25 protein-coding genes are annotated in these 22,575 nt (G+C 63.2%); 22 read left to right on the plus strand and 3 right to left on the minus strand.

Annotated features, from left to right (window positions below):
- Positions 1 to 2: 2 nt before the first annotated feature.
- Complete coding sequence (gene glmS / locus GOW72_RS05785; RefSeq protein ID WP_170365855.1) at positions 3 to 1,826, minus strand: glutamine--fructose-6-phosphate transaminase (isomerizing); 1,824 nt, start codon at positions 1,824 to 1,826, stop codon at positions 3 to 5.
- Positions 1,827 to 1,830: 4 nt separating this feature from the next.
- On the minus strand, positions 1,831 to 3,183 hold the full coding sequence (glmU, locus tag GOW72_RS05790) for a bifunctional UDP-N-acetylglucosamine diphosphorylase/glucosamine-1-phosphate N-acetyltransferase GlmU (protein WP_170365858.1): 1,353 nt from the start codon (positions 3,181 to 3,183) through the stop codon (positions 1,831 to 1,833).
- 133 nt (positions 3,184 to 3,316) lie between these two features.
- Between glmU and GOW72_RS05795 the strand changes: the two genes are divergently transcribed.
- The 3 genes from GOW72_RS05795 (at position 3,317) to GOW72_RS05805 (ending at position 6,539) form a co-directional block, all read left to right on the plus strand.
- The gene (locus tag GOW72_RS05795) at positions 3,317 to 3,988 is read left to right on the plus strand and encodes an HAD-IA family hydrolase (RefSeq protein ID WP_149776861.1); all 672 of its coding nucleotides are present in this window, start codon (positions 3,317 to 3,319) and stop codon (positions 3,986 to 3,988) included.
- 40 nt (positions 3,989 to 4,028) lie between these two features.
- Positions 4,029 to 5,219 carry a DegT/DnrJ/EryC1/StrS family aminotransferase gene (locus tag GOW72_RS05800; RefSeq protein ID WP_170365860.1) on the plus strand — a complete coding sequence of 397 codons (1,191 nt, stop codon included), beginning with the start codon at positions 4,029 to 4,031 and terminating at the stop codon, positions 5,217 to 5,219.
- A gap of 156 nt (positions 5,220 to 5,375) precedes the next feature.
- Positions 5,376 to 6,539, plus strand: a complete 1,164-nt coding sequence (locus tag GOW72_RS05805) for an isovaleryl-CoA dehydrogenase (protein WP_170340987.1) — start codon at positions 5,376 to 5,378, stop codon at positions 6,537 to 6,539.
- A gap of 51 nt (positions 6,540 to 6,590) precedes the next feature.
- Here GOW72_RS05805 and GOW72_RS05810 read toward each other — a convergent pair whose 3' ends face one another.
- Positions 6,591 to 7,196, minus strand: coding sequence for an OmpW/AlkL family protein (locus tag GOW72_RS05810; protein ID WP_170357333.1), 606 nt, complete (start codon positions 7,194 to 7,196; stop codon positions 6,591 to 6,593).
- 136 nt (positions 7,197 to 7,332) lie between these two features.
- On the opposite strand from GOW72_RS05810, the gene GOW72_RS05815 reads away from it, so the two are divergent.
- The 19 genes from GOW72_RS05815 to GOW72_RS05900 all read left to right on the plus strand — a co-directional run bounded on the left by GOW72_RS05815 (position 7,333) and on the right by GOW72_RS05900 (position 22,572).
- Entirely contained in the window at positions 7,333 to 8,865 is a 1,533-nt protein-coding gene (locus GOW72_RS05815; protein WP_170365862.1) for an AMP-binding protein, read from the plus strand.
- A complete protein-coding gene (locus tag GOW72_RS05820) occupies positions 8,855 to 9,655 on the plus strand; it encodes a hypothetical protein (protein ID WP_170365865.1) in 801 nt (266 codons plus the stop codon). The genes GOW72_RS05815 and GOW72_RS05820 overlap by 11 nt, the downstream gene beginning before the upstream one ends.
- Positions 9,652 to 11,256, plus strand: coding sequence for a carboxyl transferase domain-containing protein (locus tag GOW72_RS05825; RefSeq protein ID WP_170365867.1), 1,605 nt, complete (start codon positions 9,652 to 9,654; stop codon positions 11,254 to 11,256). The genes GOW72_RS05820 and GOW72_RS05825 overlap by 4 nt, the downstream gene beginning before the upstream one ends.
- 13 nt (positions 11,257 to 11,269) lie before the next feature.
- Complete coding sequence (locus GOW72_RS05830) at positions 11,270 to 11,686, plus strand: ASCH domain-containing protein (RefSeq protein WP_170365869.1); 417 nt, start codon at positions 11,270 to 11,272, stop codon at positions 11,684 to 11,686.
- Between the two features lie 5 nt (positions 11,687 to 11,691).
- The gene (locus tag GOW72_RS05835; RefSeq protein WP_170365871.1) at positions 11,692 to 13,623 is read left to right on the plus strand and encodes an acetyl/propionyl/methylcrotonyl-CoA carboxylase subunit alpha; all 1,932 of its coding nucleotides are present in this window, start codon (positions 11,692 to 11,694) and stop codon (positions 13,621 to 13,623) included.
- Positions 13,624 to 13,680: 57 nt separating this feature from the next.
- Positions 13,681 to 14,535, plus strand: a complete 855-nt coding sequence (locus GOW72_RS05840) for a hydroxymethylglutaryl-CoA lyase (RefSeq protein ID WP_170341000.1) — start codon at positions 13,681 to 13,683, stop codon at positions 14,533 to 14,535.
- A gap of 9 nt (positions 14,536 to 14,544) precedes the next feature.
- On the plus strand, positions 14,545 to 15,333 hold the full coding sequence (locus GOW72_RS05845; protein ID WP_170365873.1) for a crotonase/enoyl-CoA hydratase family protein: 789 nt from the start codon (positions 14,545 to 14,547) through the stop codon (positions 15,331 to 15,333).
- Between the two features lie 187 nt (positions 15,334 to 15,520).
- The gene (locus GOW72_RS05850; protein WP_093964903.1) at positions 15,521 to 15,886 is read left to right on the plus strand and encodes an NADH-quinone oxidoreductase subunit A; all 366 of its coding nucleotides are present in this window, start codon (positions 15,521 to 15,523) and stop codon (positions 15,884 to 15,886) included.
- Positions 15,877 to 16,410, plus strand: coding sequence for a NuoB/complex I 20 kDa subunit family protein (locus GOW72_RS05855; RefSeq protein ID WP_093964904.1), 534 nt, complete (start codon positions 15,877 to 15,879; stop codon positions 16,408 to 16,410). Before GOW72_RS05850 ends, GOW72_RS05855 begins: the two co-directional genes overlap by 10 nt.
- A 12-nt stretch (positions 16,411 to 16,422) precedes the next feature.
- Complete coding sequence (locus tag GOW72_RS05860; protein ID WP_170341004.1) at positions 16,423 to 17,025, plus strand: NADH-quinone oxidoreductase subunit C; 603 nt, start codon at positions 16,423 to 16,425, stop codon at positions 17,023 to 17,025.
- A 2-nt stretch (positions 17,026 to 17,027) separates the two neighbouring features.
- Positions 17,028 to 17,201: a hypothetical protein gene (locus GOW72_RS05865; RefSeq protein ID WP_010442775.1), complete on the plus strand. Its 174-nt coding sequence runs from the start codon at positions 17,028 to 17,030 to the stop codon at positions 17,199 to 17,201.
- 7 nt (positions 17,202 to 17,208) lie between these two features.
- Positions 17,209 to 17,334 carry a hypothetical protein gene (locus GOW72_RS19020; protein WP_261391884.1) on the plus strand — a complete coding sequence of 42 codons (126 nt, stop codon included), beginning with the start codon at positions 17,209 to 17,211 and terminating at the stop codon, positions 17,332 to 17,334.
- Complete coding sequence (locus GOW72_RS05870) at positions 17,334 to 18,557, plus strand: NADH-quinone oxidoreductase subunit D (RefSeq protein ID WP_170340391.1); 1,224 nt, start codon at positions 17,334 to 17,336, stop codon at positions 18,555 to 18,557. The genes GOW72_RS19020 and GOW72_RS05870 overlap by 1 nt, the downstream gene beginning before the upstream one ends.
- On the plus strand, positions 18,557 to 19,705 hold the full coding sequence (locus GOW72_RS05875) for an NADH-quinone oxidoreductase subunit E (protein WP_170365875.1): 1,149 nt from the start codon (positions 18,557 to 18,559) through the stop codon (positions 19,703 to 19,705). The genes GOW72_RS05870 and GOW72_RS05875 overlap by 1 nt, the downstream gene beginning before the upstream one ends.
- Before the next feature lie 32 nt (positions 19,706 to 19,737).
- Positions 19,738 to 19,959, plus strand: coding sequence for a DUF5337 domain-containing protein (locus GOW72_RS05880; protein WP_093964908.1), 222 nt, complete (start codon positions 19,738 to 19,740; stop codon positions 19,957 to 19,959).
- A gap of 12 nt (positions 19,960 to 19,971) precedes the next feature.
- Positions 19,972 to 21,270, plus strand: a complete 1,299-nt coding sequence (gene nuoF / locus GOW72_RS05885; protein ID WP_170365877.1) for an NADH-quinone oxidoreductase subunit NuoF — start codon at positions 19,972 to 19,974, stop codon at positions 21,268 to 21,270.
- Positions 21,271 to 21,275: 5 nt separating this feature from the next.
- A complete protein-coding gene (locus tag GOW72_RS05890) occupies positions 21,276 to 21,692 on the plus strand; it encodes an MAPEG family protein (RefSeq protein WP_170365879.1) in 417 nt (138 codons plus the stop codon).
- Positions 21,692 to 22,069, plus strand: a complete 378-nt coding sequence (locus GOW72_RS05895) for a hypothetical protein (RefSeq protein WP_170341011.1) — start codon at positions 21,692 to 21,694, stop codon at positions 22,067 to 22,069. The genes GOW72_RS05890 and GOW72_RS05895 overlap by 1 nt, the downstream gene beginning before the upstream one ends.
- Positions 22,070 to 22,167: 98 nt before the next feature.
- Positions 22,168 to 22,572, plus strand: a complete 405-nt coding sequence (locus GOW72_RS05900; protein WP_170357345.1) for a DUF5333 domain-containing protein — start codon at positions 22,168 to 22,170, stop codon at positions 22,570 to 22,572.
- Positions 22,573 to 22,575 lie beyond the last annotated feature (3 nt).

Here is a 22,575-nt window from a genome sequence, read left to right on the forward strand (position 1 = left end):
GTTTACTCGACCGTGACGGATTTCGCCAGGTTGCGCGGCTGGTCCACATCGGTGCCCTTGGCGACCGCCGTGTGATAGGCCAGCAGCTGCGCGGGTACCGAATACAGGATCGGCGCGACCGAGGCGTGGGCATGCGGCATTCGGATCGTGCTCCAGACCCCGTCCTTGGCATCTGCGATCCCGTCGTCGTCCGAGACCAAAATGACCTTGCCCTTGCGTGCCATGACCTCTTGCATGTTCGACACGGTCTTGTCGAACACCGCGTCGCGCGGGGCCATCACCACCACGGGCATGTGCTTGTCGATCAGGGCGATGGGGCCGTGCTTCAGCTCGCCCGAGGCATAACCTTCGGCGTGGATATAGCTGATTTCCTTGAGTTTCAGCGCGCCTTCGAGGGCCAGCGGGTACATCAGGCCGCGCCCCAGGAACAGAACGTCGCGTGCCTCGGACAGGCGCTGCGCGGATTTCCGGATCGCCTCCTCCTGATCCAGCGCGGCGTTCAGCAGCGTCGGCAGGCCGCGCAGTGCGGCGGCGTGATCGGCTAGCGCATCTTCGTCCAGTGTGCCCCGGTCGGCCGCGGCCTTGAGCGCCAGCATCAGCAGAACGCTCAGCTGGCAGGTGAAGGCCTTGGTCGAGGCCACGCCGATCTCGACCCCGGCATGTATGGGCAGCGCCACGTCGCTTTCCCGCGCGATCGAGCTTTCGGGGACATTGACCACCGACACGATCTTGTCGGCCTTGCCCTCACAATAGCGCAGCGCGGCCAGGGTGTCGGCGGTTTCGCCCGACTGGCTGACGAACAGGGCCAGCGTGCGGTCGGTGATCGGCGGTTCGCGATAGCGGAACTCGCTGGCGATATCGACCTCGACCGGCATCCGGGCCAGTTTCTCGAACCAGTATTTGGCGGTCAGGCAGGCATAGAAGGCTGTGCCGCAGGCCACCATGGTTAGGCGGTCCAGCTTGGAGAAATCAAGATCCGCGTCCGGTAAAACCACCCTGTCGCCGCCGGTGGGCAGGTACGAGCGGATCGCTTCGGCCACCACCACCGGCTGTTCGGCGATTTCCTTGGCCATGAAATGCTTGTGCCCGCCCTTGTCGGTCCGGGTCTGATCCAGCTGGATCTTGCGGATCTCGCGATTTGCGATCTCGCCCGCCTCGTTGCGGATCTCGACCGAAGTGCGGGTGACCACGGCGCGGTCGCCTTCTTCCAGATAGGTGATCCGGTCGGTCAGCGGCGCCAGCGCAATGGCGTCCGAGCCGACGAACATCTCGCCATCCCCGTGCCCGATGGCCAGCGGCGAGCCCTTGCGGGCGGCGACGATCAGGTCATCCTCGCCGTCGAACAGGAAGGCCAGCGCAAAGGCACCTTGCAGCCGGTCGATGGTCTTGAAGGCGGCCTCGACCGGGCTCAGCCCCGATTTCATGTAGAATTCGGTCATCAACGCGACGGTTTCGGTGTCGGTCTCGGTCTGGAAATCGATTCCGTTCTCGGCCAGTTCGGCCCGCAGCTCGCGATAGTTCTCGACGATGCCGTTGTGGACCACGGCAACCGGCCCGGCCTGATGCGGGTGCGCGTTGCTGACCGAGGGTGCGCCATGGGTCGCCCACCGCGTATGCCCGATGCCCGACTTTCCGGGCAAGGGGTCATGCACCAGCAGGTCGCTGAGATTGACCAGCTTGCCTACCGCGCGCCGACGACCCAGCTTGCCGCCGTTTACGGTTGCGATGCCCGCGCTGTCATAGCCGCGGTATTCCAGCCGTTTCAGTGCTTCGACCAGAATGGGCGCCGCTTCGTGCTTGCCCAATACGCCAACAATTCCACACATTTACTCAGGCTCCCTTGTCCCGGCGTGCCTTTTTCGCCTTCAGCATCTCGAACAGCTTGCGGGCATAGCCCGGTTTGTTTTCCTGTTTGGCGCGACCCACCGCCAGGGCGTCGGGTTCGATGTCGCGGGTCACGATGGTGCCCGTGGCCGTCATCGCGCCGCTGCCCACGGTGACCGGGGCCACCAGCATGGTGTTCGAGCCGACAAAGACGTTCTCGCCGATCACCGTGCGGTGCTTCATCACGCCATCATAGTTGCAGGTGATGGTGCCCGCGCCGATATTCGTACCCGCGCCGACCGACGCATCGCCGATATAGCTGAGGTGATTGACCTTGGCGCCCTCGGCGATTTCGGCATTCTTGATCTCGACGAAATTGCCGATACGGGTGTTCTCGGCCAGTTCCGCCCCCGGGCGCAGCCGGGCATAGGGGCCGACCACGGCGCCGCGGCTGACATGGCAGCCTTCCAGGTGCGAAAACGCCCGGATCGCCGCGCCGCTTTCGACCGTGACGCCGGGGCCGAAGACCACGTTGGGTTCGATCACCGTGTCGCGGCCGATCACCGTGTCGGCAGCCAGATAGACCGTCTCGGGGGCCATCAGGGTGACGCCCAGATCCAGTAGCTCGGCCCGGGCGCGGGCCTGGAACACGGCGTCGGCCGCGGCCAGATCAGCGCGCGAGTTCACGCCCAGCGTCTGCGCCTCGTCGCACGAAACGGCGGTGACCTTCAGGCCGCGGTCGCGCGCGATCTCGACCACGTCGGTCAGGTAGTATTCGCCCGACGCGTTGTCGTTTCCGACCGCGTCGATCAGGTCGAACAGGGTGCCCGCGTCACAGGCCAGAAGACCGGAGTTGCAGAAGGTTATGGCGCGTTCTTCATCTGACGCATCCTTGAACTCGACGATCCGTTCCAGAGCATCTCCGTTCATCACCAAACGGCCATACCGGGCCGGGTCGGCGGCCTCGAAGCCCAGGATCACCAGATCGTTGTCAGCCCGCGCGGCGATCATGCGCTCCAGCGTGTCGGGCTGCAGAAACGGGGTATCGCCGTACAGAACGACCACGTCGCCGGTGAACCCGTCCAAAGCCGCGCGCGCCTGGGCGACGGCATGGGCGGTGCCCAACTGTTGGTCCTGCACGACGATGCGGGCGTCTTCATCCTCGGCCTGCGCGACTTTGGCCACCGCCTCGGCGCCGTGGCCGGTGACGATGGCCGTGCGTTCGGGTGCCAGAACCGACCCGGCGCGCATGGCGTGCACCAGCATCGGAACCTGGGCGATCGGGTGCAGAACCTTTGGGATATCCGAATTCATCCGGGTGCCTTTTCCGGCGGCAAGGATGACAAGGGCAGTGCTCATGAATGCGTTTTCTCTTTTGTTTTGTCGCGGTCCGTTTTATCCGCTGAGGGCAAAGGCGCAAGCCGTTCGGCCATCAAACAAGATTGCCGTTTGCAACACGACATGGCGGAAAACTGCCGAGCAAGGAGACAGAATGCGCACGGTCATCTTCGATCTGGACGGGACTTTGGCCGATACGTCGGGCGATCTGCTGGCGGCGGCCAACCATTGTTTCCGGCAGATGGGGCATGGCGACGTGCTGGTGCACGGGCAGGATGCGGCGGTGGCTTTGCGCGGCGGGCGGATGATGCTGACCCACGGGCTGAAACGCGTGGGCGCCTATGACGAAGAGACCGTGAACGCCTATTACCCGGTCCTGCTCGAGGCCTATGGGCAGGCGATCGACACCCACACCACCTTCTATCCCGGCGCGCTGCAGGCGGTCGAGGCGCTGAAGGCCGCCGGATACGGTGTCGGCATCTGCACCAACAAGCCCGAGGCGCTGGCCGAGCTGCTGATGACGCGGCTGGGAGCGCGGGCGTTGTTCGGCTCGTTGGTGGGGGCGGACACGCTGCCGGTGCGCAAGCCCGACCCCGCGCCGCTGCGCGAAGCGGCGCGCCGGGCCGGTGGGCATCCCGACCACTGCATTCTGGTAGGCGACTCGGATACCGACCGTAACACGGCCCGGGCCGCAGGGGTGCCTTCGATCCTTGTGACCTTCGGCCCGTCCGGTGATGACATGGCCGCACTGCAGCCCGAGGCGCTGTTGCACCATTTTGACGATCTGCCCGCAATCGTCGCCGAGCTTGTGGGCGCGGCGGCCTGATCTCTTGACCCGGGCTGCGACTGGCCCCACAAACGACGCCATGACCGAGCGATTTTCAGGCAGTTTCACCCAACAGGAGCCGATCCCCGACGCGGCGATCGAGGCGGCGCTGGCCGTTCTGCGCCACGGGCGGTTGCACCGCTACAACGTGGCCCCCGGAGAGCTGAGCGAAACCGCCCTGTTGGAGCAGGAATTTGCCGCGCAGATGGGGGCGAAATACTGTCTGGCCGTGTCCTCGGGCGGCTATGCGCTGGCCACGGCCCTGCGTGCCGTGGGTGTCCAACCGGGGGACGCGGTTCTGACTAACGCTTTCACGCTGGCCCCGGTGCCGGGGGCGATCGCCTCGGTCAATGCGCGCCCGGTTTTCGTCGGCGTGACCGAGGGGCTGACCATCGATCTGGACGATCTGGAGGCCAAGCTGGACCGCGCCAAGGTTCTGATGCTCAGCCACATGCGCGGGCACCTCTGTGACATGGACCGGTTGATGCAGATGTGCGATGCCGCCGGGGTGACGGTGATCGAGGATTGCGCCCATACGATGGGCGCCGCCTGGCGCGGACAGTTATCCGGCCGTCAGGGGGCGATCGGCTGCTATTCCTGCCAGACCTACAAACATGTGAACTCGGGCGAGGGTGGCCTGTTGATCACCGATGACGAAATGCTGGCGGCCAAAGCCACGATGCTGTCGGGCTCGTACATGCTGTACGAACGCCACCTTGCGGTGCCGGGTCCCGAGGTGTTCGAGCGGATCAAGTACACCACGCCAAACGTGTCGGGGCGGATGGACAATCTGCGCGCGGCGATCCTGCGCCCCCAGTTGCGCGAGTTGGATCGGCAGGTGCGGCGCTGGAACGAACGCTATGCCGAGATCGAGGCGGGCCTGCGCGGCACGCCCGGCCTGACCATCGTCGAGCGGCCTGCCGAGGAGAGCTATGTCGGCTCGTCGATCCAGTTCCTTCTGCTGGATTGGGCGCAGGACAGGATTACCGAGGTTCTGCGACGCTGCGCCGATCGCGGAGTCGAGTTGAAGTGGTTCGGCGGGGCCGAGCCGACCGGGTTCACCTCGCGCTATGACAGCTGGCGCTATGCCGAGTCGGAACGGATGCCCGAGACCGACCGGATTCTGCGCGGGATCATCGACATGCGCGTTCCGTTGACCTTCTCACTGGACGATTGCCGCCTGATTGCCGGCATCATCCGCGCCGAGGTCGGCGCCGTTTTCCAACAGTAATTCAATCGAGTGCGCCATGCGGCGCACGCTCGAACACTGCAAAAGCCGCCCGAGGGCGGCTTTTTCATTTGGGTCACGCGATGATTGACCGCGCGGGGAAAGGTCTGTATCAGTTTATTGAACACCTGTTCATTAACGCGAAAGAGGAGAGCGCGGATGTTCACGGCGACAATGCAATTCGATCTGGGTGAGGATGTGAACGCGCTGCGCGAGATGGTGCACCGCTGGGCGCAGGAGCGGGTCAAGCCGATGGCGGCCGAGATCGACAAGACCAACGCCTTTCCCAACGAGCTGTGGAAGGAAATGGGTGAACTCGGTCTGCTGGGCGTAACCGTTCCCGAACAGTATGGCGGCGCCGAAATGACCTATCTGGCGCATACGATCGCGGTTGAAGAAATCGCACGCGCCTCGGCATCGGTGGCGCTGTCCTACGGGGCGCATTCCAACCTATGCGTCAACCAGATCAAGCTGAACGGCACTGAAGAACAGAAGCAGAAATACCTGCCGCGCCTGATTTCGGGCGAACACGTAGGTGCCCTGGCAATGTCGGAACCCGGAGCGGGGTCGGATGTTGTGTCGATGAAACTGCGGGCGGAAAAGCGCAACGACCATTACCGCCTGAACGGCAACAAATACTGGATCACCAACGGGCCGGATGCCGATACGCTGGTCGTCTATGCCAAGACCGACCCCGAGGCCGGGTCCAAGGGCATCACGGCCTTCCTGATCGAGAAAGAGATGAAAGGGTTCTCGACCTCGCCCCATTTCGACAAGCTGGGTATGCGCGGTTCGAACACGGCCGAGCTGATCTTCGAAGATGTCGAGGTGCCCTTCGAGAACGTGCTGGGCGAAGAAGGCAAGGGCGTTGCGGTTCTGATGTCGGGCCTCGACTATGAGCGCGTGGTTCTGGCCGGGATTGGCACCGGCATCATGGCTGCCTGCCTGGACGAGATCATGCCCTATCTGGCCGAACGCAAGCAGTTCGGCAAACCGATCGGAACCTTCCAGCTGATGCAGGGCAAGATCGCCGACATGTACACCGCGATGAATTCGGCCCGGGCGTATGTCTACGAGGTCGCCAAGGCCTGTGATCGGGGCGACGTGACCCGGCAGGATGCGGCGGCGTGCTGTCTCTATGCGTCCGAGCAGGCGATGGTGCAGGCGCATCAGGCGGTTCAGGCCATGGGCGGGGCCGGGTTCCTGGCGGATGCGCCGGTCAGCCGGATCTTCCGCGATGCCAAGCTGATGGAGATCGGCGCGGGCACCAGCGAGATCCGCCGGATGCTGATCGGCCGCGAATTGATGAACGAAATGCTCTGAAGAAAAACGCCTCGCCGACGAGGTCACGGCGAGGCGTATCCGATCGAAGGATCAGAAGCGATGGACGTAGGACACGCCAACCAGCCACGGATCGATCTCGGCCTTGCCGATGTCGGCTCCGTTGAGGGTGACGTCCGAGTCGATGTCGAACCAGCGGACGTTCAGGCGAACCGCGCCCTTGTCCGTGACCATGTAGTCCAGGCCGGCCTGCAGCGACACGCCGAACGAGTCGTCGACCTTCAGATCGCCCAGCGGCGATTCCTCGTCAAAGAACACGGTGTAGTTCAAACCGGCGCCGACATAGGGTTTCCAGGCGCTGCTGGTTGCAAAGTGGTAGTTCAGCGACAGTGTGGGCGGCAGGTGCTTGACGCTGCCCGCGTCGACACTTCCGCCCAGCGTGATGTCATGGCTGAACGGCGTTGCGGCCAAAAGCTCGATGCCCAGATTGTCACGAATGAAATACTCGGCGGTGAAGATCGGGCGGGTGTCCGAGTCGACATCGGCGCTGAAGCCGGCGAGGGATCCGTTGTCGGATTTCGGGTCGAGGTAGCCGATACCGACACCAACGGTCCAGTCTCCCTGAGACTGGGCGAATGCGGGGGCCGAAACAGCGGCCAACGCGGTGGAAAGGGTGAGGATGGCGAGTTTGCTGGTCATGTTCTTGCCTTTGGTTTTGTGTGCAAGCCGACCATGCCTGCAGGACGGGGCGGCCACTCTGATCTGCATCAAGTTTCGTTGATGTTCGATATTCAATTTGGCGCGGCAAGTCGCTTAAATTTAAGGGAAAAACGCCATGCGTCCCGCTGAGGTCATACCGGGTTTGCGGTCTGGTGGCAGCTGGGACATTCCGCCCAGGCTGAACATGGCACGTCAGTGCCTGTCGCGGCCTAGTGAGCAGGTGGCGATCCTCGATCTGTCTTCCGCGGCTACGACCGAGATCACCTATGGTGAACTTGAACGTATGACCGACCGGCTGGTGCGCGGGTTGCTGGGTAGGGTGCAACCCGGCGATCGGGTCGGCGTGCTGCTCAGCCAGTCGCCGTGGTGCGCGGCCGCGCATCTGGCCATCTGGAAGATCGGGGCAATCTCGGTGCCGTTGTTCAAGCTGTTCAAACGCGATGCCCTTGCCTCGCGCATCGGCGATGCGGGCGCCAGGTATGTGCTGACCGACGGCGAGGGCGCCGGTATGCTGGGTGATCTGGCGCAGCCGCTGATCGTGTCCGAGCTTGGGGCGGACGGGCCTGCCTTGGATTTTGCTGACACAGGCCCCGAAGATCCGGCGGTGCTGATCTATACCTCGGGCACGACGGGCAAACCCAAGGGCGCGCTGCATGGGCACCGGGTGCTGACCGGGCATCTGCCGGGCGTTTCGATCAGCCACAACCACCTGCGCGCGGGCGACTGCCTGTGGACGCCGGCCGACTGGGCCTGGATCGGCGGGTTGTTCGACGTACTGATGCCGGGGCTGGCGCTGGGCATTCCGGTCGTTGCCGCGCGGCTCGACAAGTTCACCCCCGAGGCCTGCGCGGATGTGATCGCGCGCGGCGGCGTGCGCAACGTTTTCTTTCCGCCCACGGCGCTGCGGATGCTCAAGGCCGCGGATGTGACGATCCCCGGCCTGCGGTCCGTGGCTTCGGGCGGAGAGCCGCTGGGCGCGGAAATGCTGGCGTGGGGAGAGCGGGCCTTTGGCCTGACGATCAACGAATTCTACGGCCAGACCGAATGCAATATGGTGGTTTCCTCCTGCGCCGAGGATTTCCCCGCGCGCCCGGGCTGCATCGGCAAACCGGTGCCGGGGCATGAGGTCGCGGTGATTGACGCGGACGGCAACCCGACCGACGCCGAGGGTGACGTGGCCATTCGGCGGGGCTCAGCCTCGATGCTGCTGGAATACTGGAACAACCCGCAGGCCACGGCCGAGAAGTTTCGCGGCGATTGGCTGGTCACCGGTGACCGCGGCGTGTGGGAGGGCGACTATCTGCGCTTTGTAGGCCGCGAGGATGACGTGATCACCTCGGCCGGCTACCGCATCGGCCCGGCCGAGATCGAGGATTGCCTGCTGACCCATCCGGCGGTGGCCACCGTGGGCGTGGTCGGCAAACCTGATCCGCTGCGGACCGAGATCGTGAAGGCCTATGTGGTGTTGAAACCGGGGTCCGAGGCCTCGGAGCAAGAGCTGCAGGATTGGGTCAAGGACCGTCTGGCGCATTATTCCTACCCGCGAGAGGTGGCTTTTGTGCAAGACTTGCCTTTGACCGTGACGGGAAAAGTCATTCGCAAGGAATTGAAACGTCGCGCGTCCGAGGAGATGTGCCATGGCAGATAAATCCAGCGTCCGGACCGGAATCGAGTTCAGCGCGACAGTCATCGCGGTCATCGGGGCCGTGTGGGCCGGAAAGACCTATTTCGAAACGTGGATGCACGACACGATCGACAAGGCGGTCGAAGAAAAGATCGCCGTCATCGAAAAACTGCAATTGGCCGACCTTCTGGTTTTATACGGCTACCCGGATGAGGCCATCTCGGAATTGCGCAAGATCGCCGATCGGGTCGCCAGGCTGGACGCCGATGACAAACGAAAGATCGCCTTTTACGACAACTATCTGGATGCGGTGGCCGATTCCGACGGCACCCTGAAATTCGAACCGGAAATCCGGATGTTGCACTCGGTTTTCAGCAATGAAATGCAGACCGACGGCTGGCATGACGAGAAGCTGGCCTATGTCGCGATGTTCCTGCCCGAGGCGCAGGCGGATGATGGGTATTTCGACCGTCAGGTCGTTGGGCGGCTCAAACTTGCGGTCAACCAGTACGAGGCAGACGACGACAATGAGAGCCTCGGGAGCGCCTATCGTAACCTGTCGCTGGCCTATCTGTGTCGCGGAGAACAGGACATGGCCGTCGAGGCGATGGAAATGGCGGCCGAGATGCTGCCGTTCGAGTATTATTTCATGGTTCCGATGTGGGACCTTGAGGATTTCCTTGAAGAGCCGGAAATCAAGAAGCTGGACACCGTCTGCTCCAGCAATGTGTCGCAGGGCTATGCGCGCATCATGCAGAGCTTTGGCGTCAGCGAAAACCCCGTTCGCGAATTCCTGAGAGAGTATACCAGATGAAGCTGCGATCTTCCGCTTTGCCCTCGTCCGATGGCTTCAAGCAAAACCGTGCTGCGCACCTCGACGCGCTGGCGCAGATCTCTGACGCCGCCGAGGCCGCGCGCATGGGCGGGGGCGAGAAATCGCGCGAACGCCATGTGTCGCGGGGCAAGATGCTGCCCCGGCGGCGGGTGGCCAACCTACTGGATCCGGGGTCTCCGTTTTTGGAAATCGGCGCGACGGCGGCGCATGGCATGTATGGTGACGCGGCCCCCTGTGCCGGCGTGATCGCGGGCATCGGCCGGGTGCAGGGGCAAGAGGTCATGGTGGTCTGCAACGACGCTACCGTGAAGGGCGGCACCTATTATCCGATGACGGTCAAAAAGCACCTGCGCGCGCAGGAGATCGCCGAGGAAAACCATCTGCCCTGCATCTATCTGGTGGACAGCGGGGGCGCGAACCTGCCCAACCAGGACGAGGTCTTTCCCGACCGCGACCATTTCGGCCGCATCTTCTACAACCAGGCCCGGATGAGCGCCAAGGGCATTCCGCAGATTGCCGTGGTCATGGGCTCGTGCACTGCCGGCGGCGCCTATGTGCCGGCCATGTCCGACGTGACGATCATCGTCAAGGAACAGGGCACGATCTTTCTGGCCGGCCCGCCGCTGGTCAAGGCGGCGACGGGCGAGGTCGTCAGTGCAGAAGACTTGGGCGGCGGCGATGTGCATACGCGCCTGTCCGGCGTCGCCGACTATCTGGCCGAGGATGACGCCCACGCGCTGGCTCTGGCCCGCCGGGCCGTTGGCTCGTTGAACCGGAACAAGCCGCAGACGGTGGATTGGGCCAGCCCCGAAGACCCGGCCTATGACCCCGAGGAAATCCTGGGCGTCGTCCCGGCCGATCTGCGCACCCCGTATGACATCCGCGAGGTAATCGCACGTCTGGTCGATGGCTCGCGCTTTGACGAGTTCAAGCCTCGGTTCGGTGAAACGTTGGTGACAGGCTTTGCTCATGTCAAAGGCTGCCCCATCGGCATCATCGCCAACAATGGCGTGCTGTTCTCCGAGGCCGCGCAGAAGGGCGCGCATTTCGTCGAACTGTGCAGCCAGCGCAAGATCCCGCTGGTCTTCCTGCAGAACATCACCGGCTTCATGGTTGGCCGCAAGTACGAGAACGAAGGCATCGCGCGCCACGGCGCCAAGATGGTGACCGCCGTGGCCACCACAAGCGTGCCCAAGATTACCATGCTGGTGGGCGGCTCGTTCGGGGCCGGGAACTATGGCATGGCGGGCCGCGCCTATCAGCCCCGCTTCCTGTGGACGTGGCCGAACAGCCGTATCTCGGTCATGGGTGGCGAACAGGCCGCCGGTGTTCTGGCAACGGTCAAACGCGACGGGATCGAACGGCAGGGCGGCACATGGTCGGCCGAAGAAGAGGCCGAATTCAAACGCCCAACGCTCGAGATGTTCGAGGAACAGTCGCACCCGCTCTATGCCTCTGCCCGGCTGTGGGATGACGGCATCATCGACCCGCGCAAAAGCCGCGACGTGCTGGCCCTGTCGCTGAGAGCCGCGTTGAACGCCCCGATTGAGGACACGCGCTTTGGCGTGTTCCGGATGTAGAAGGGGCGGTTTGATGCTGGAAAGCTTGAAAGAAAGATATCCGGGGGCCGAGACCTTTCAGTTCGGCGACAACCGGGCATTGTGTGACGAATTGCTGGCTCTGGTCCGCTCGGGGCACAAGACCGCGACATGTGGCGCGTTGCGTGACTTTGCGGCGGGTGGCGAGGCGATGCCGCAGGCAGGCCGCCGCGACATCGCTTTGGACTGGGACGGACGGCCTGCGCTGGTCATCGAAACGGTCGATGTGTCGGTCCGGCGCTATTGCGATGTTGACGAGTCATTCGCCCTGGCCGAGGGCGAGAACGACAGCCTGGAAGGCTGGCGCGAGGATCATCGCAGATATTTCGAAAGAAACGGCGGCTTCGACCCAAAGATGGAGTTGGTCTGCGAACGGTTTCGCCTTGTGGAAGATCTGGCAGGGAAAGGGTAACGGCCATGTTTGACAAGATCCTGATCGCCAACCGGGGCGAGATTGCCTGCCGGGTCATCGAAACCGCGCACAAGATGGGCGTGGCCTGCGTTGCCGTGTACTCGGATGCCGACGCGGCCGCCAAACATGTGCAGATGGCGGATGAGGCCGTACATATCGGCGGGGCGGCTCCGGCCGACAGCTATCTGAAAGGCGACGTGATCATTCAGGCCGCGCTGGATACCGGCGCGCAGGCGATCCACCCCGGCTATGGGTTTCTGTCCGAGAACCCTGATTTCGTCGATGCGGTACAGGCCGCGGGCCTGACCTTCATCGGCCCCTCGGCGGATGCGATCCGCAAGATGGGCCTGAAGGATGCCGCCAAGGCGCTGATGGAGCAGGCCGGCGTCCCGGTCGTGCCCGGCTATCACGGCGACAACCAGGACCCCGAACATCTGGCCGGCGCGGCCGACACGATCGGCTATCCGGTGCTGATCAAGGCGGTGGCCGGCGGTGGCGGCAAGGGGATGCGGCTGGTCGAGAGGCCGGCGGATTTCGCCGCTGCTCTGGACAGTGCCCGGGGCGAGGCCAAGACCGCCTTTGGCAATGATGCTGTTCTGGTCGAGAAATACGTGGCCAAGCCCCGCCATATTGAGGTGCAGGTTTTTGGTGACGGCACCCATGCCGTGCATCTGTTCGAACGCGACTGCTCGCTGCAGCGCCGCCATCAGAAGGTGATCGAAGAAGCCCCGGCGCCCGGAATGACACCCGAAATGCGCGAAGCGATGGGCCAGGCGGGCGTGCGCGCGGCCGAGGCCATCGGCTACAAGGGCGCGGGCACCGTGGAGTTCATCGTCGATGCCTCGGACGGTCTGCGCCCCGACCGGTTCTGGTTCATGGAGATGAACACCCGCCTGCAGGTCGAACACCCGGTGACCGAGGCCATAACCGGCATCGACCTGGTCGAATGGCAGTTGCGGGTTGCGGCCGGGGAAAGCCTGCCCAAGCGGCAGGCAGAGCTGTCGATCAACGGCCATGCCTTCGAGGCCCGGCTCTATGCCGAGGACGTACCCAAAGGGTTCCTGCCCGCGACGGGCACCCTGACCCATCTGGAGTTTCCGCACGGCTGCCGCGCCGACAGCGGCGTGCGGGCGGGCGACACGATCAGCCCATGGTATGACCCGATGATCGCCAAGGTGATCGTGCACGGCCCGACCCGCGCGGTGGCGCTGGAACAACTGCACCGCGCGCTGCGTCGGACGCAGGTGGCGGGAACCGTCACCAACTTGTCTTTCCTAGGCGCACTGACCCGGCACGCCGGGTTTGCGGCGGGCGATGTCGATACCGGGTTGATCGGCCGCGATCTGGACGATCTGGTGCGCGAACCCGCCGTCACTCCGGCAATGACCGTTGCGGCGGCGATGGCCGCGACCGGGCTGGACAAACCCGCCGAGGACGCCGGGTTTACCCTCTGGGCCCCGCTGCACCGGGCGCTTCAGCTGAAGCGCGAAGGCGAGGTTCTGGATCTGGACGTCCAGGTCGCAGGGCCGGACCGGCAGGACTGGCAGGTCGGCGGGGCCAGCGTGATCGCCGAAAGTGTCAACGGCCGCTGGATTATCGACGGCCAGCCGATGCCGCCGGTTGCGATTGCGGGCCACGATGTCACCGTGTTCGACGCCTATGGCGTGAGCTTCGAGGTGCTGGACCCGCTGGACCGCGACGTCAGCGCCGCCGGTGACACCAACGTGGTCGAAGCGCCGATGCCCGGGCTGGTCAAGGCGGTGTTCGCCGCGCCGGGACAGGCAGTGAAGGAAGGCGACCGGCTGGCCATTCTCGAGGCCATGAAGATGGAACATTCGCTGCTGGCCGCCCGCGACGGTGTCGTGGCCGAGGTTCTGGCCGAAGCTGGATCGCAGGTCGAGGCCGGCGCGGCGCTGGTCCGGCTGGAAGAGGACTGAAACCCTGAACGCCCGCCCCGAACAGGGCGGGCCGGTACTGAACAGGAGGGCACCGCCATGGCGGAACGTGTCGAGATTTTCGAAGTGGGGCCGCGCGACGGGCTGCAGAACGAAAAGCGCGAAATCCCGGTTTCCGAGAAGATCGCGCTGGTCGACTGCCTCAGCCGGGCGGGGTTCAGCCGGGTCGAGGTGGCCAGTTTCGTGTCACCCAAATGGGTGCCGCAGATGGCCGGCAGCGCTGAGGTGCTGGCCGGGATCACCCGCGCCCCCGGCGTGCGCTACGCCGCGCTGACCCCGAACATGCGCGGCTATGAGGACGCGCTCGCTGCCGGGGCGGATGAAATCGCGGTGTTTGCCTCGGCCTCCGAGGGGTTCTCCAAGGCCAACATCAACGCGACCATTGCCGAATCCATCGAGCGTTTCGTCCCGATCCTCGAGGCGGCGCGCCATATCGACCTGCCGGTGCGGGGATACGTCTCTTGCGTGACCGACTGCCCCTATGACGGGCCGACTCCGCCCGCCAAAGTGGCCGAGGTGGCCGACCTGCTGTTCTCGCACGGCTGTTACGAGATCTCGCTGGGCGACACGATCGGGCAGGGGACACCCGACAGCATCGCGCGGATGCTGCTGGCGGTGCGTGAATATGTGCCCCCGACCCGCCTGGCCGGGCATTTTCATGACACCAACGGGCGCGCGATCGACAATATCGACGCGTCGCTTGCGCTGGGCGTCCGGGTGTTCGACGCCGCCGTGGGCGGGTTGGGCGGCTGCCCTTACGCGCCGGGCGCGGCCGGGAATGTGGCCACCGAAGCCGTGGCCGCGCATCTTGAGCGGTTGGGCTATGACACCGGACTGGACGCCGCCGTGCTGAACGAAGCGGCGGAAATGGCCCGCGCGATGCGGGCGGGTTAAGAGGCTGACATGTTCGAAACCATCTCGATTTCCACCGATTTGTGCGGCGTTGCCAAGCTGACGCTGAGCCGGCCGGAAAAACACAACGCGATGTCGGCGCAGATGATCGCCGAGCTGACCCAGGCCGCCGCGCAACTGGGGGAAACCAACGACGTGCGCGTCGTAGTTCTGACCGGCGCGGGCAAAAGCTTCTGCGCAGGGGGTGACCTGGGTTGGATGCAGGCCCAGATGGCCGCCGACCCCGAGACCCGCTTTATCGAGGCGCGCAAGCTGGCCGAGATGCTGAACGCCCTGAACACCCTGTCAAAACCGTTGATCGGCGCGCTGCAGGGCAACGCCTTTGGCGGTGGCGTGGGCATGGCCGCGGTCTGCGACGTGGCAATCGGCGTGGACAGCCTGAAGATGGGTCTGACCGAAACCCGGCTGGGGGTGATCCCGGCCACCATCGGGCCCTATGTTATCGCCCGCATGGGTGAGGCCCGCGCGCGGCGCGTGTTCATGTCGGCCCGTCTGTTCGACGCGGCCGAGGCGGTAGAACTCGGCCTGCTGGCGCGGGCCGTTCCGGCAGATGAGTTGGGTGCCGCGATCGAAGCCGAAGTGCAGCCTTATCTGTCCTGTGCGCCGGGCGCCGTGGCCTCGGCCAAGGCGCTGGTGCGGGACCTCGGGCCGCGCATCGACGACGCGGTGATCGACCACACGATCCGGGCGCTGGTCGACCGATGGGAAACGGACGAGGCGCATGAGGGAATCAGCGCTTTCTTCGACAAGCGAAAACCTTCATGGAATAGTAAGGTTTGACCGCCCGCGACCATTTGAAGCCAAGGGCTTGCGCCTAGTGCAGCGCTGGGCGTTGGCAAGCCGAATATTCGGTGCCATGCGCGCTTCTGCTCGGTTGACCCTCTGACCCCGCGCGGATAGAGAATGTCCAGTCAACACGCCAATTGACGGCGCGTCTCGTTCGGGATGCGCAGGAAAGGAGCCACTCGTGGAAGAGCTGTTGCGGGAATATCTCCCGATCCTGGTGTTTCTGGCCGTCGCCGTGGGCCTTGGAATCGTCCTGATTCTGGCCGCCGTCGTTCTGGCTGTCCGCAATCCCGACCCCGAAAAGGTCAGCGCCTATGAGTGCGGGTTCAACGCGTTCGACGATGCGCGGATGAAGTTCGATGTCCGATTCTATCTGGTGTCGATCCTTTTTATCATCTTCGACCTCGAGATTGCGTTCCTGTTTCCCTGGGCCGTGGGCTTCAAGGACATCAGCGATGTCGGCTTCTGGTCGATGATGGTGTTCCTGGGCGTTCTGACCATCGGCTTTGCCTATGAATGGAAGAAGGGGGCCTTGGAATGGGAGTGATGACGGGTGCAAACACCGCGGGCGTCGACAAGGAAGTCGCCACCCAGGCCCTGAACGCCGAGCTGCAGGACAAAGGGTTCCTGCTGACCTCGTCCGAGGACATCATCAACTGGGCGCGCACCGGCTCGTTGCACTGGATGACCTTTGGTCTGGCCTGCTGCGCGGTCGAGATGATGCACACCTCGATGCCGCGCTACGACGCCGAACGCTTCGGCATAGCGCCGCGCGCATCCCCGCGCCAGTCGGACGTGATGATCGTGGCCGGTACGCTGACCAACAAGATGGCCCCGGCGCTGCGCAAGGTCTATGACCAGATGCCCGAGCCGCGCTATGTGATCTCTATGGGCTCCTGCGCCAATGGTGGTGGCTATTACCACTATTCCTATTCCGTCGTGCGTGGTTGCGACCGCATCGTTCCGGTGGACATCTACGTTCCCGGTTGCCCGCCGACCGCCGAGGCGCTGCTGTACGGTCTCCTGCAGCTGCAGCGCAAGATCCGCCGCACCGGCACCATCGTCCGCTGAGGAGGGACCGAGATGAGCGAAGCACTCAAGGAGCTCGGCACGCATATCGAGCTGAAGCGCACGGACTGCGTTCTGTCATGGACCGTAGCCCATGACGAACTGACGGTGGATGTTGCGCCCTCGAGCCTGGTGGAATTTGTCGAGTTTCTGAAAACGGATCAGAACTGCAAGTTTTCTACCTTGGTCGACATTACCGGAGTTGACTACCCCGAACGCGCCAAACGGTTCGACGTGGTTTACCACTTTCTTTCGATGTACCAGAACCAGCGTATCCGTATCCGGATTTCGGTGCGCGAGGAAGACATGGTTCCGTCGATCGTCGATGTGCACCCCTCGGCCAACTGGTTCGAGCGTGAAGTGTTCGACATGTTCGGCATCCTGTTCTCGGGCCACCCGGACCTGCGTCGCATCCTGACCGACTATGGCTTCCGCGGCTATCCGCTGCGCAAGGATTTTCCGACTACCGGGTATATCGAAGTCCGCTACGACGAAGCGCAGAAACGGGTCGTGTACGAACCGGTCTCGCTGGTTCAGGAGTATCGCCAGTTTGATTTCATGAGCCCGTGGGAAGGTGCGAACTATGTTCTGCCGGGGGATGAAAAACAGGAGACCTGACAATGGGTGGCATCTGGTGGCTGATCCTTTCTGCACTGACCATCATTCCGATGGTGAAGATTTTGCCGTTTTTCGGGATCAACAAATACTGGTGCCTTCTCTGCCTGGTCCCATTCGGCACGATCGCGTTGCTGTGGTGGGTCGGTTTGAAACTGCAGGAACTGGAGCGCCGCTGAGATGGTCATGCTGCTGGGGGAACTGATTGCGTTGGGTGCGCTGGGGGTCCTGCTGGCGGGGGCCGCGGCCAAGGCGCTTGAGGCGGAAAAGGTCCGGGTTCGGGCCGAAGCGAAAAAGAAACGAGGGCGTTGATGGACGGCTCAAGATACGATGACGGCAGCACGGACGCGCTGAGCGGAGAACAGAAGATCCGCAACTTCAACATCAACTTTGGCCCGCAGCACCCTGCGGCGCACGGAGTTTTGCGTCTTGTGCTTGAGCTGGACGGCGAGATCGTCGAACGTTGCGACCCGCATATCGGCCTGCTGCACCGCGGTACCGAAAAGCTGATGGAAAGCCGGACGTATCTGCAGAACCTGCCGTATTTCGACCGTCTGGATTACGTGGCGCCGATGAACCAGGAACATGCCTGGTGCCTTGCCATCGAAAAGCTGACCGGCGTCGAAGTTCCGCGCCGGGCCTCGTTGATCCGGGTCCTCTATTCCGAGATTGGGCGCGTTTTGAACCATCTGCTCAACGTGACCACGCAGGCGATGGATGTGGGCGCGCTGACCCCGCCGCTGTGGGGTTTTGAAGAGCGCGAAAAGCTGATGGTGTTCTACGAGCGTGCCTGCGGTGCGCGCCTGCACGCGGCCTATTTCCGCCCCGGCGGTGTACATCAGGATCTTCCGCCCGAACTGCTGGATGACATCGAGACCTGGAGCCACGAATTCCCCGCCGTTCTGGACGACATTGACGGGCTGCTGACCGAGAACCGCATCTTCAAACAGCGCAACTGCGACATCGGCGTGGTCACCGAGGAGGATATCCAGCAATACGGCTTCTCGGGCGTGATGGTGCGCGGATCGGGCTTGGCCTGGGACCTGCGTCGCGCGCAACCCTATGAATGCTACGACGAGTTTGAGTTCCAGATCCCCGTTGGCAAGAACGGGGACTGCTACGATCGTTACCTGGTGCGGATGGAAGAAATGCGCCAGTCGGTGTCGATCATCCGGCAGGCCATCGCCAAGCTGCGCGACTGCCCGGGCGACATTTTGGCCCGCGGCAAGATCACCCCGCCGAAACGCTCGGACATGAAGACCTCGATGGAGAGCCTGATCCATCACTTCAAACTTTACACCGAAGGCTTCCACGTCCCCGCAGGCGAAGTCTATGCCGCCGTCGAAGCGCCCAAGGGCGAGTTCGGCGTCTATCTGGTGGCCGACGGCACCAACAAGCCGTACCGCGCCAAGCTGCGTGCGCCCGGTTTCCTGCACCTGCAGGCTATGGACCACGTCGCCAAGGGCCACCAACTGGCCGACGTCGCCGCCATCATTGGCACCATGGACGTCGTATTTGGAGAGATTGACCGCTAATGCTCCGCCGTCTTCATCCCGAACAACCCGAAAGCTTTGCCTTCACCGCTGCCAACCAGCAATGGGCCGAAGCGCAGATCACCAAATACCCCGAGGGCCGTCAGGCCAGCGCGGTCATCCCGCTGCTGTGGCGCGCGCAAGAGCAGGAGGGCTGGCTGAGCCGTCCGGCGATTGAAACCGTCGCTGACATGCTCGGCATGTCGTACATCCGGGTGCTCGAAGTTGCATCCTTCTACTTCATGTTCCAGCTGCAACCGGTTGGGTCCGTCGCGCATATTCAGGTCTGTGGCACCACGTCCTGCATGATCTGCGGGGCCGAGGATCTGATTGCTGTTTGCCGCGAAAAGATCGCGCCCAAGCCGCACCAACTGTCGGCGGACGGCAAGCTGAGCTGGGAAGAGGTTGAATGCCTGGGTTCCTGCACCAACGCGCCGATGGCACAGATCGGTAAAGACTATTACGAGGACCTGACCGCCGAGAGTTTTGGTCGGATCATTGATGAACTGGCCGCTGGCAAGGTTCCGGTGCCCGGTCCCCAGAATGGTCGCTTTGCGGCCGAGCCTCTGGGCGGGGTGACCAGCCTGAAGGATTATCAAGGTAGCAAGGCAAAGCACAATGCCAGTGTACAACTGGCCACGGAATTGGGCGATACCGTCAAGCGCATCGACGGAACCGAGGTTCCGATACTAACGCCATGGTTGGGCAAGGATGGCAAGGCCGCCGGAGCGAAAGCCGCACCCAAGCCGCCGAAGGTGCCAGAGCAGGGCAAACCAGCCGCCCGTCAGGCCGCGCCCAAGAAATCCGCCAAGGCGGAGCCATCTTCGCCCGAGGGTGCTGCGGCCAAGCCAGAAGCGACTGAGGCTCAGCCCGAAACGCTGAGCGGTGCGCGTGAGGGCAAGCCCGACGACCTCAAGCTGCTGAAAGGTGTGGGGCCGAAGCTCGAGCAGACGCTGAACGAGCTCGGGTTCTACCACTTCGATCAGATCGCAGCTTGGACGCCAGAACATGTGGCCTGGGTTGATGCCCGGCTGAAGTTCAAGGGCCGGATCGAACGCGACGGTTGGATCGAGCAGGCGGCCAAGCTGGCTGCTGGCGAGGAAACCGAATTTGCCAAACGTGCCAAGCAAGACGGCACCTACGAAGACTGAGAGACGGTGCCCGATACGGGCATCGGAGTGTGATGGACAAGGACAAGGAACAGGCCATCGCCCGCAAGGGCCGACATATCGGCGTGGTCATCGCGGTGACCATGCTGTTGTGGCTTGCCATGACCCTGTTCATCGGCCCGGCGCTGGAGCTGCCGGGACGCTTTGCGCTGCTGTTTGATTTCGCCGCGATCGCGGCGTTCATCTATGCGGGCGTCAACATATTTCAACTCTGGCGCATGCGTCAGGACAGCTGAAGGTAACACGCGATGCTGAAGGATCAGGACCGGATCTTTACCAACATCTACGGGATGCACGAGCGCACCTTGAAGGGCGCCCAGGCCCGGGGGCATTGGGACGGCACTGCTGGCCTGATGGAGAAGGGTCGCGACTGGATCATCCAGACTATGAAAGACTCAGGGTTGCGCGGGCGCGGCGGTGCGGGCTTCCCGACCGGCCTGAAATGGTCGTTCATGCCGAAGGAAAGCGATGGCCGCCCGTCCTATCTGGTCGTAAACGCCGACGAATCCGAACCGGGCACCTGCAAGGACCGCGAGATCATGCGCCACGATCCGCACACGCTGATCGAAGGCTGCCTGATTGCGTCTTTCGCGATGAATGCGCACACCTGCTACATCTACCTGCGCGGCGAGTATATTCGTGAGCGCGAGGCACTGCAGGCTGCAATCGACGAGGCCTATGATGCGGGCCTTCTGGGCAAGAACGCCGCCGGATCGGGATGGGATTTCGACCTGTTCCTGCATCACGGGGCAGGCGCCTATATCTGTGGCGAGGAAACCGCGCTCATTGAAAGCCTAGAAGGCAAGAAGGGCATGCCGCGCATGAAGCCGCCGTTCCCGGCGGGGGCGGGCCTGTATGGCTGCCCGACCACCGTGAACAACGTGGAATCCATCGCCGTCGTGCCCACGATCCTGCGCCGCGGTGCCGACTGGTTCGCCGGTTTTGGTCGCCAGAACAATGCGGGTACCAAGCTGTTTGCCGTCTCGGGTCACGTCAACAATCCCTGCGTGGTCGAAGAGGCGATGTCGATCAGCTTCGGGGAACTGATCGAAACTCATTGCGGTGGCATCCGCGGCGGGTGGGACAACCTGCTGGCCGTGATCCCCGGTGGATCGTCCGTGCCCTGCGTGCGCGGCGAGAACATGCGCGACGCGATCATGGATTTTGACTATCTGCGCAACGACCTGGGCTCGGGGCTTGGCACGGCGGCGGTGATCGTGATGGACAAGTCCACCGACATCATCAAGGCGATCTGGCGCCTGTCGAAATTCTACAAACACGAAAGCTGCGGCCAGTGTACGCCCTGCCGCGAAGGTACGGGCTGGATGATGCGGGTGATGGATCGCCTGGTACGCGGCGAGGCCGAACTGGAAGAGATCGACATGCTGTTCGAGGTGACCAAGCAGGTCGAAGGCCATACGATCTGTGCGCTGGGTGACGCGGCCGCATGGCCGATCCAGGGCCTGATCCGCAACTTCCGCGAAGAAATCGAAGACCGCATCAAGGCTCAGAAATCGGGCCGTATGGGTGCGATGGCGGCGGAGTGACAACGATGGAAGCCTATGCAGAGTATTCCCACGCGATTGCGTCTTTGGTGATTTTCACACTGGTCGTTTTGTTCCTGTCGCCGTTTTCGGCACTGGCGAAACAGGGCAAGGGGCTGGCTCCTGGCGCGACCCCCGACCAGGACTACGCCGACAAGGCCTATCGCCTGAACCGTGCCTACCTGAACGGCACCGAGACTTTGCCCGCGTTTCTGGCCGTTACTGTGGCAGCCATTCTATTGGGCGCCAGCCCGTTCTGGGTGAACTGGCTGGCCGCGATTGCCTTGGTCGCGCGACTGGTGATGCTTGTCGTACACATTCAAGGCGTCGGCAAACCGCATAGCGGTATTCGTTCTGTCCTGTATGTGGTGGCGTGGGCCTGCATGTTCGTGATTGGGATCCTTGCATTGGTGGCTGCGTTCTGATGGCCGTCACACTTGTTGATATCACCGCGAACCTGCGCCGCCCGGCTGTCGGTGTCCTTGTTCTGCTGACGCTGCTTTCGGCCTGCGGGACAGCGCCAACCAGTGACCGGATCCTGTTTGACGGCAAGTCGTTTCGGGCCAAGGCAAAGCCGGTCGACAAGAAACGGTCGCCTGCGGATTTCACCGTGACGATCAAAGGCGTGTCGGCTTCGCTGGACGGCGCGCGCGAGGCTGGTCGGTACGAGGGCACCCGGTTCTGCATTCAGAATTTCGGTTCCTCCCGCATTGCGTGGAAGGTTGGTCCTGACACCGAACCGCAGAACCTGCGCGTCGAAAACGACAGCCTGACATTTGCCGGAGCCTGTCAACGACCATGAGCTTCGCTATTGCATATCCTGCGCTGATCGGGCGGCCGTTATTGCATAACAGCCGTGCTGCGGAACGTCTTGGGGAACCCAAGACGAAAGGATATGTCATGAAACTTGTGAAACTTGCCGCATTTGCCTGTGCGATGGCGTTGCCCGTCTCGGCGGACGCCAAGCCGCCCTTGCGCGAAGTCAAGGAAATCGACAACGAGCTCTACTACATCGCCATCGCAAATGAGATCTCGGAATACTGCCCGTCGATCAGTGGGCGGCGTATGAAGGCAATCGGTGTGATGTGGAGCCTGCGGTCCAAGGCCAACAGCCTGGGTTATTCGGACGGCGAGATCCGGGCCTATGTCGAGTCGGATTCCGAAAAGGCGCGGATGCGGGCCAAAGGCGAGAAATACCTCGCGCAGAACGGCGTGAGCTACGGAAAAGCTGAAACATTCTGTGCCCTGGGGCGCAAGGAAATCGAACGAAACAGCGCCATTGGCGTGTATTTGAGGGCGAACTAGACC

The organism is Ruegeria arenilitoris, assembly GCF_013032855.1.
GTDB lineage: Bacteria > Pseudomonadota > Alphaproteobacteria > Rhodobacterales > Rhodobacteraceae > Ruegeria > Ruegeria arenilitoris.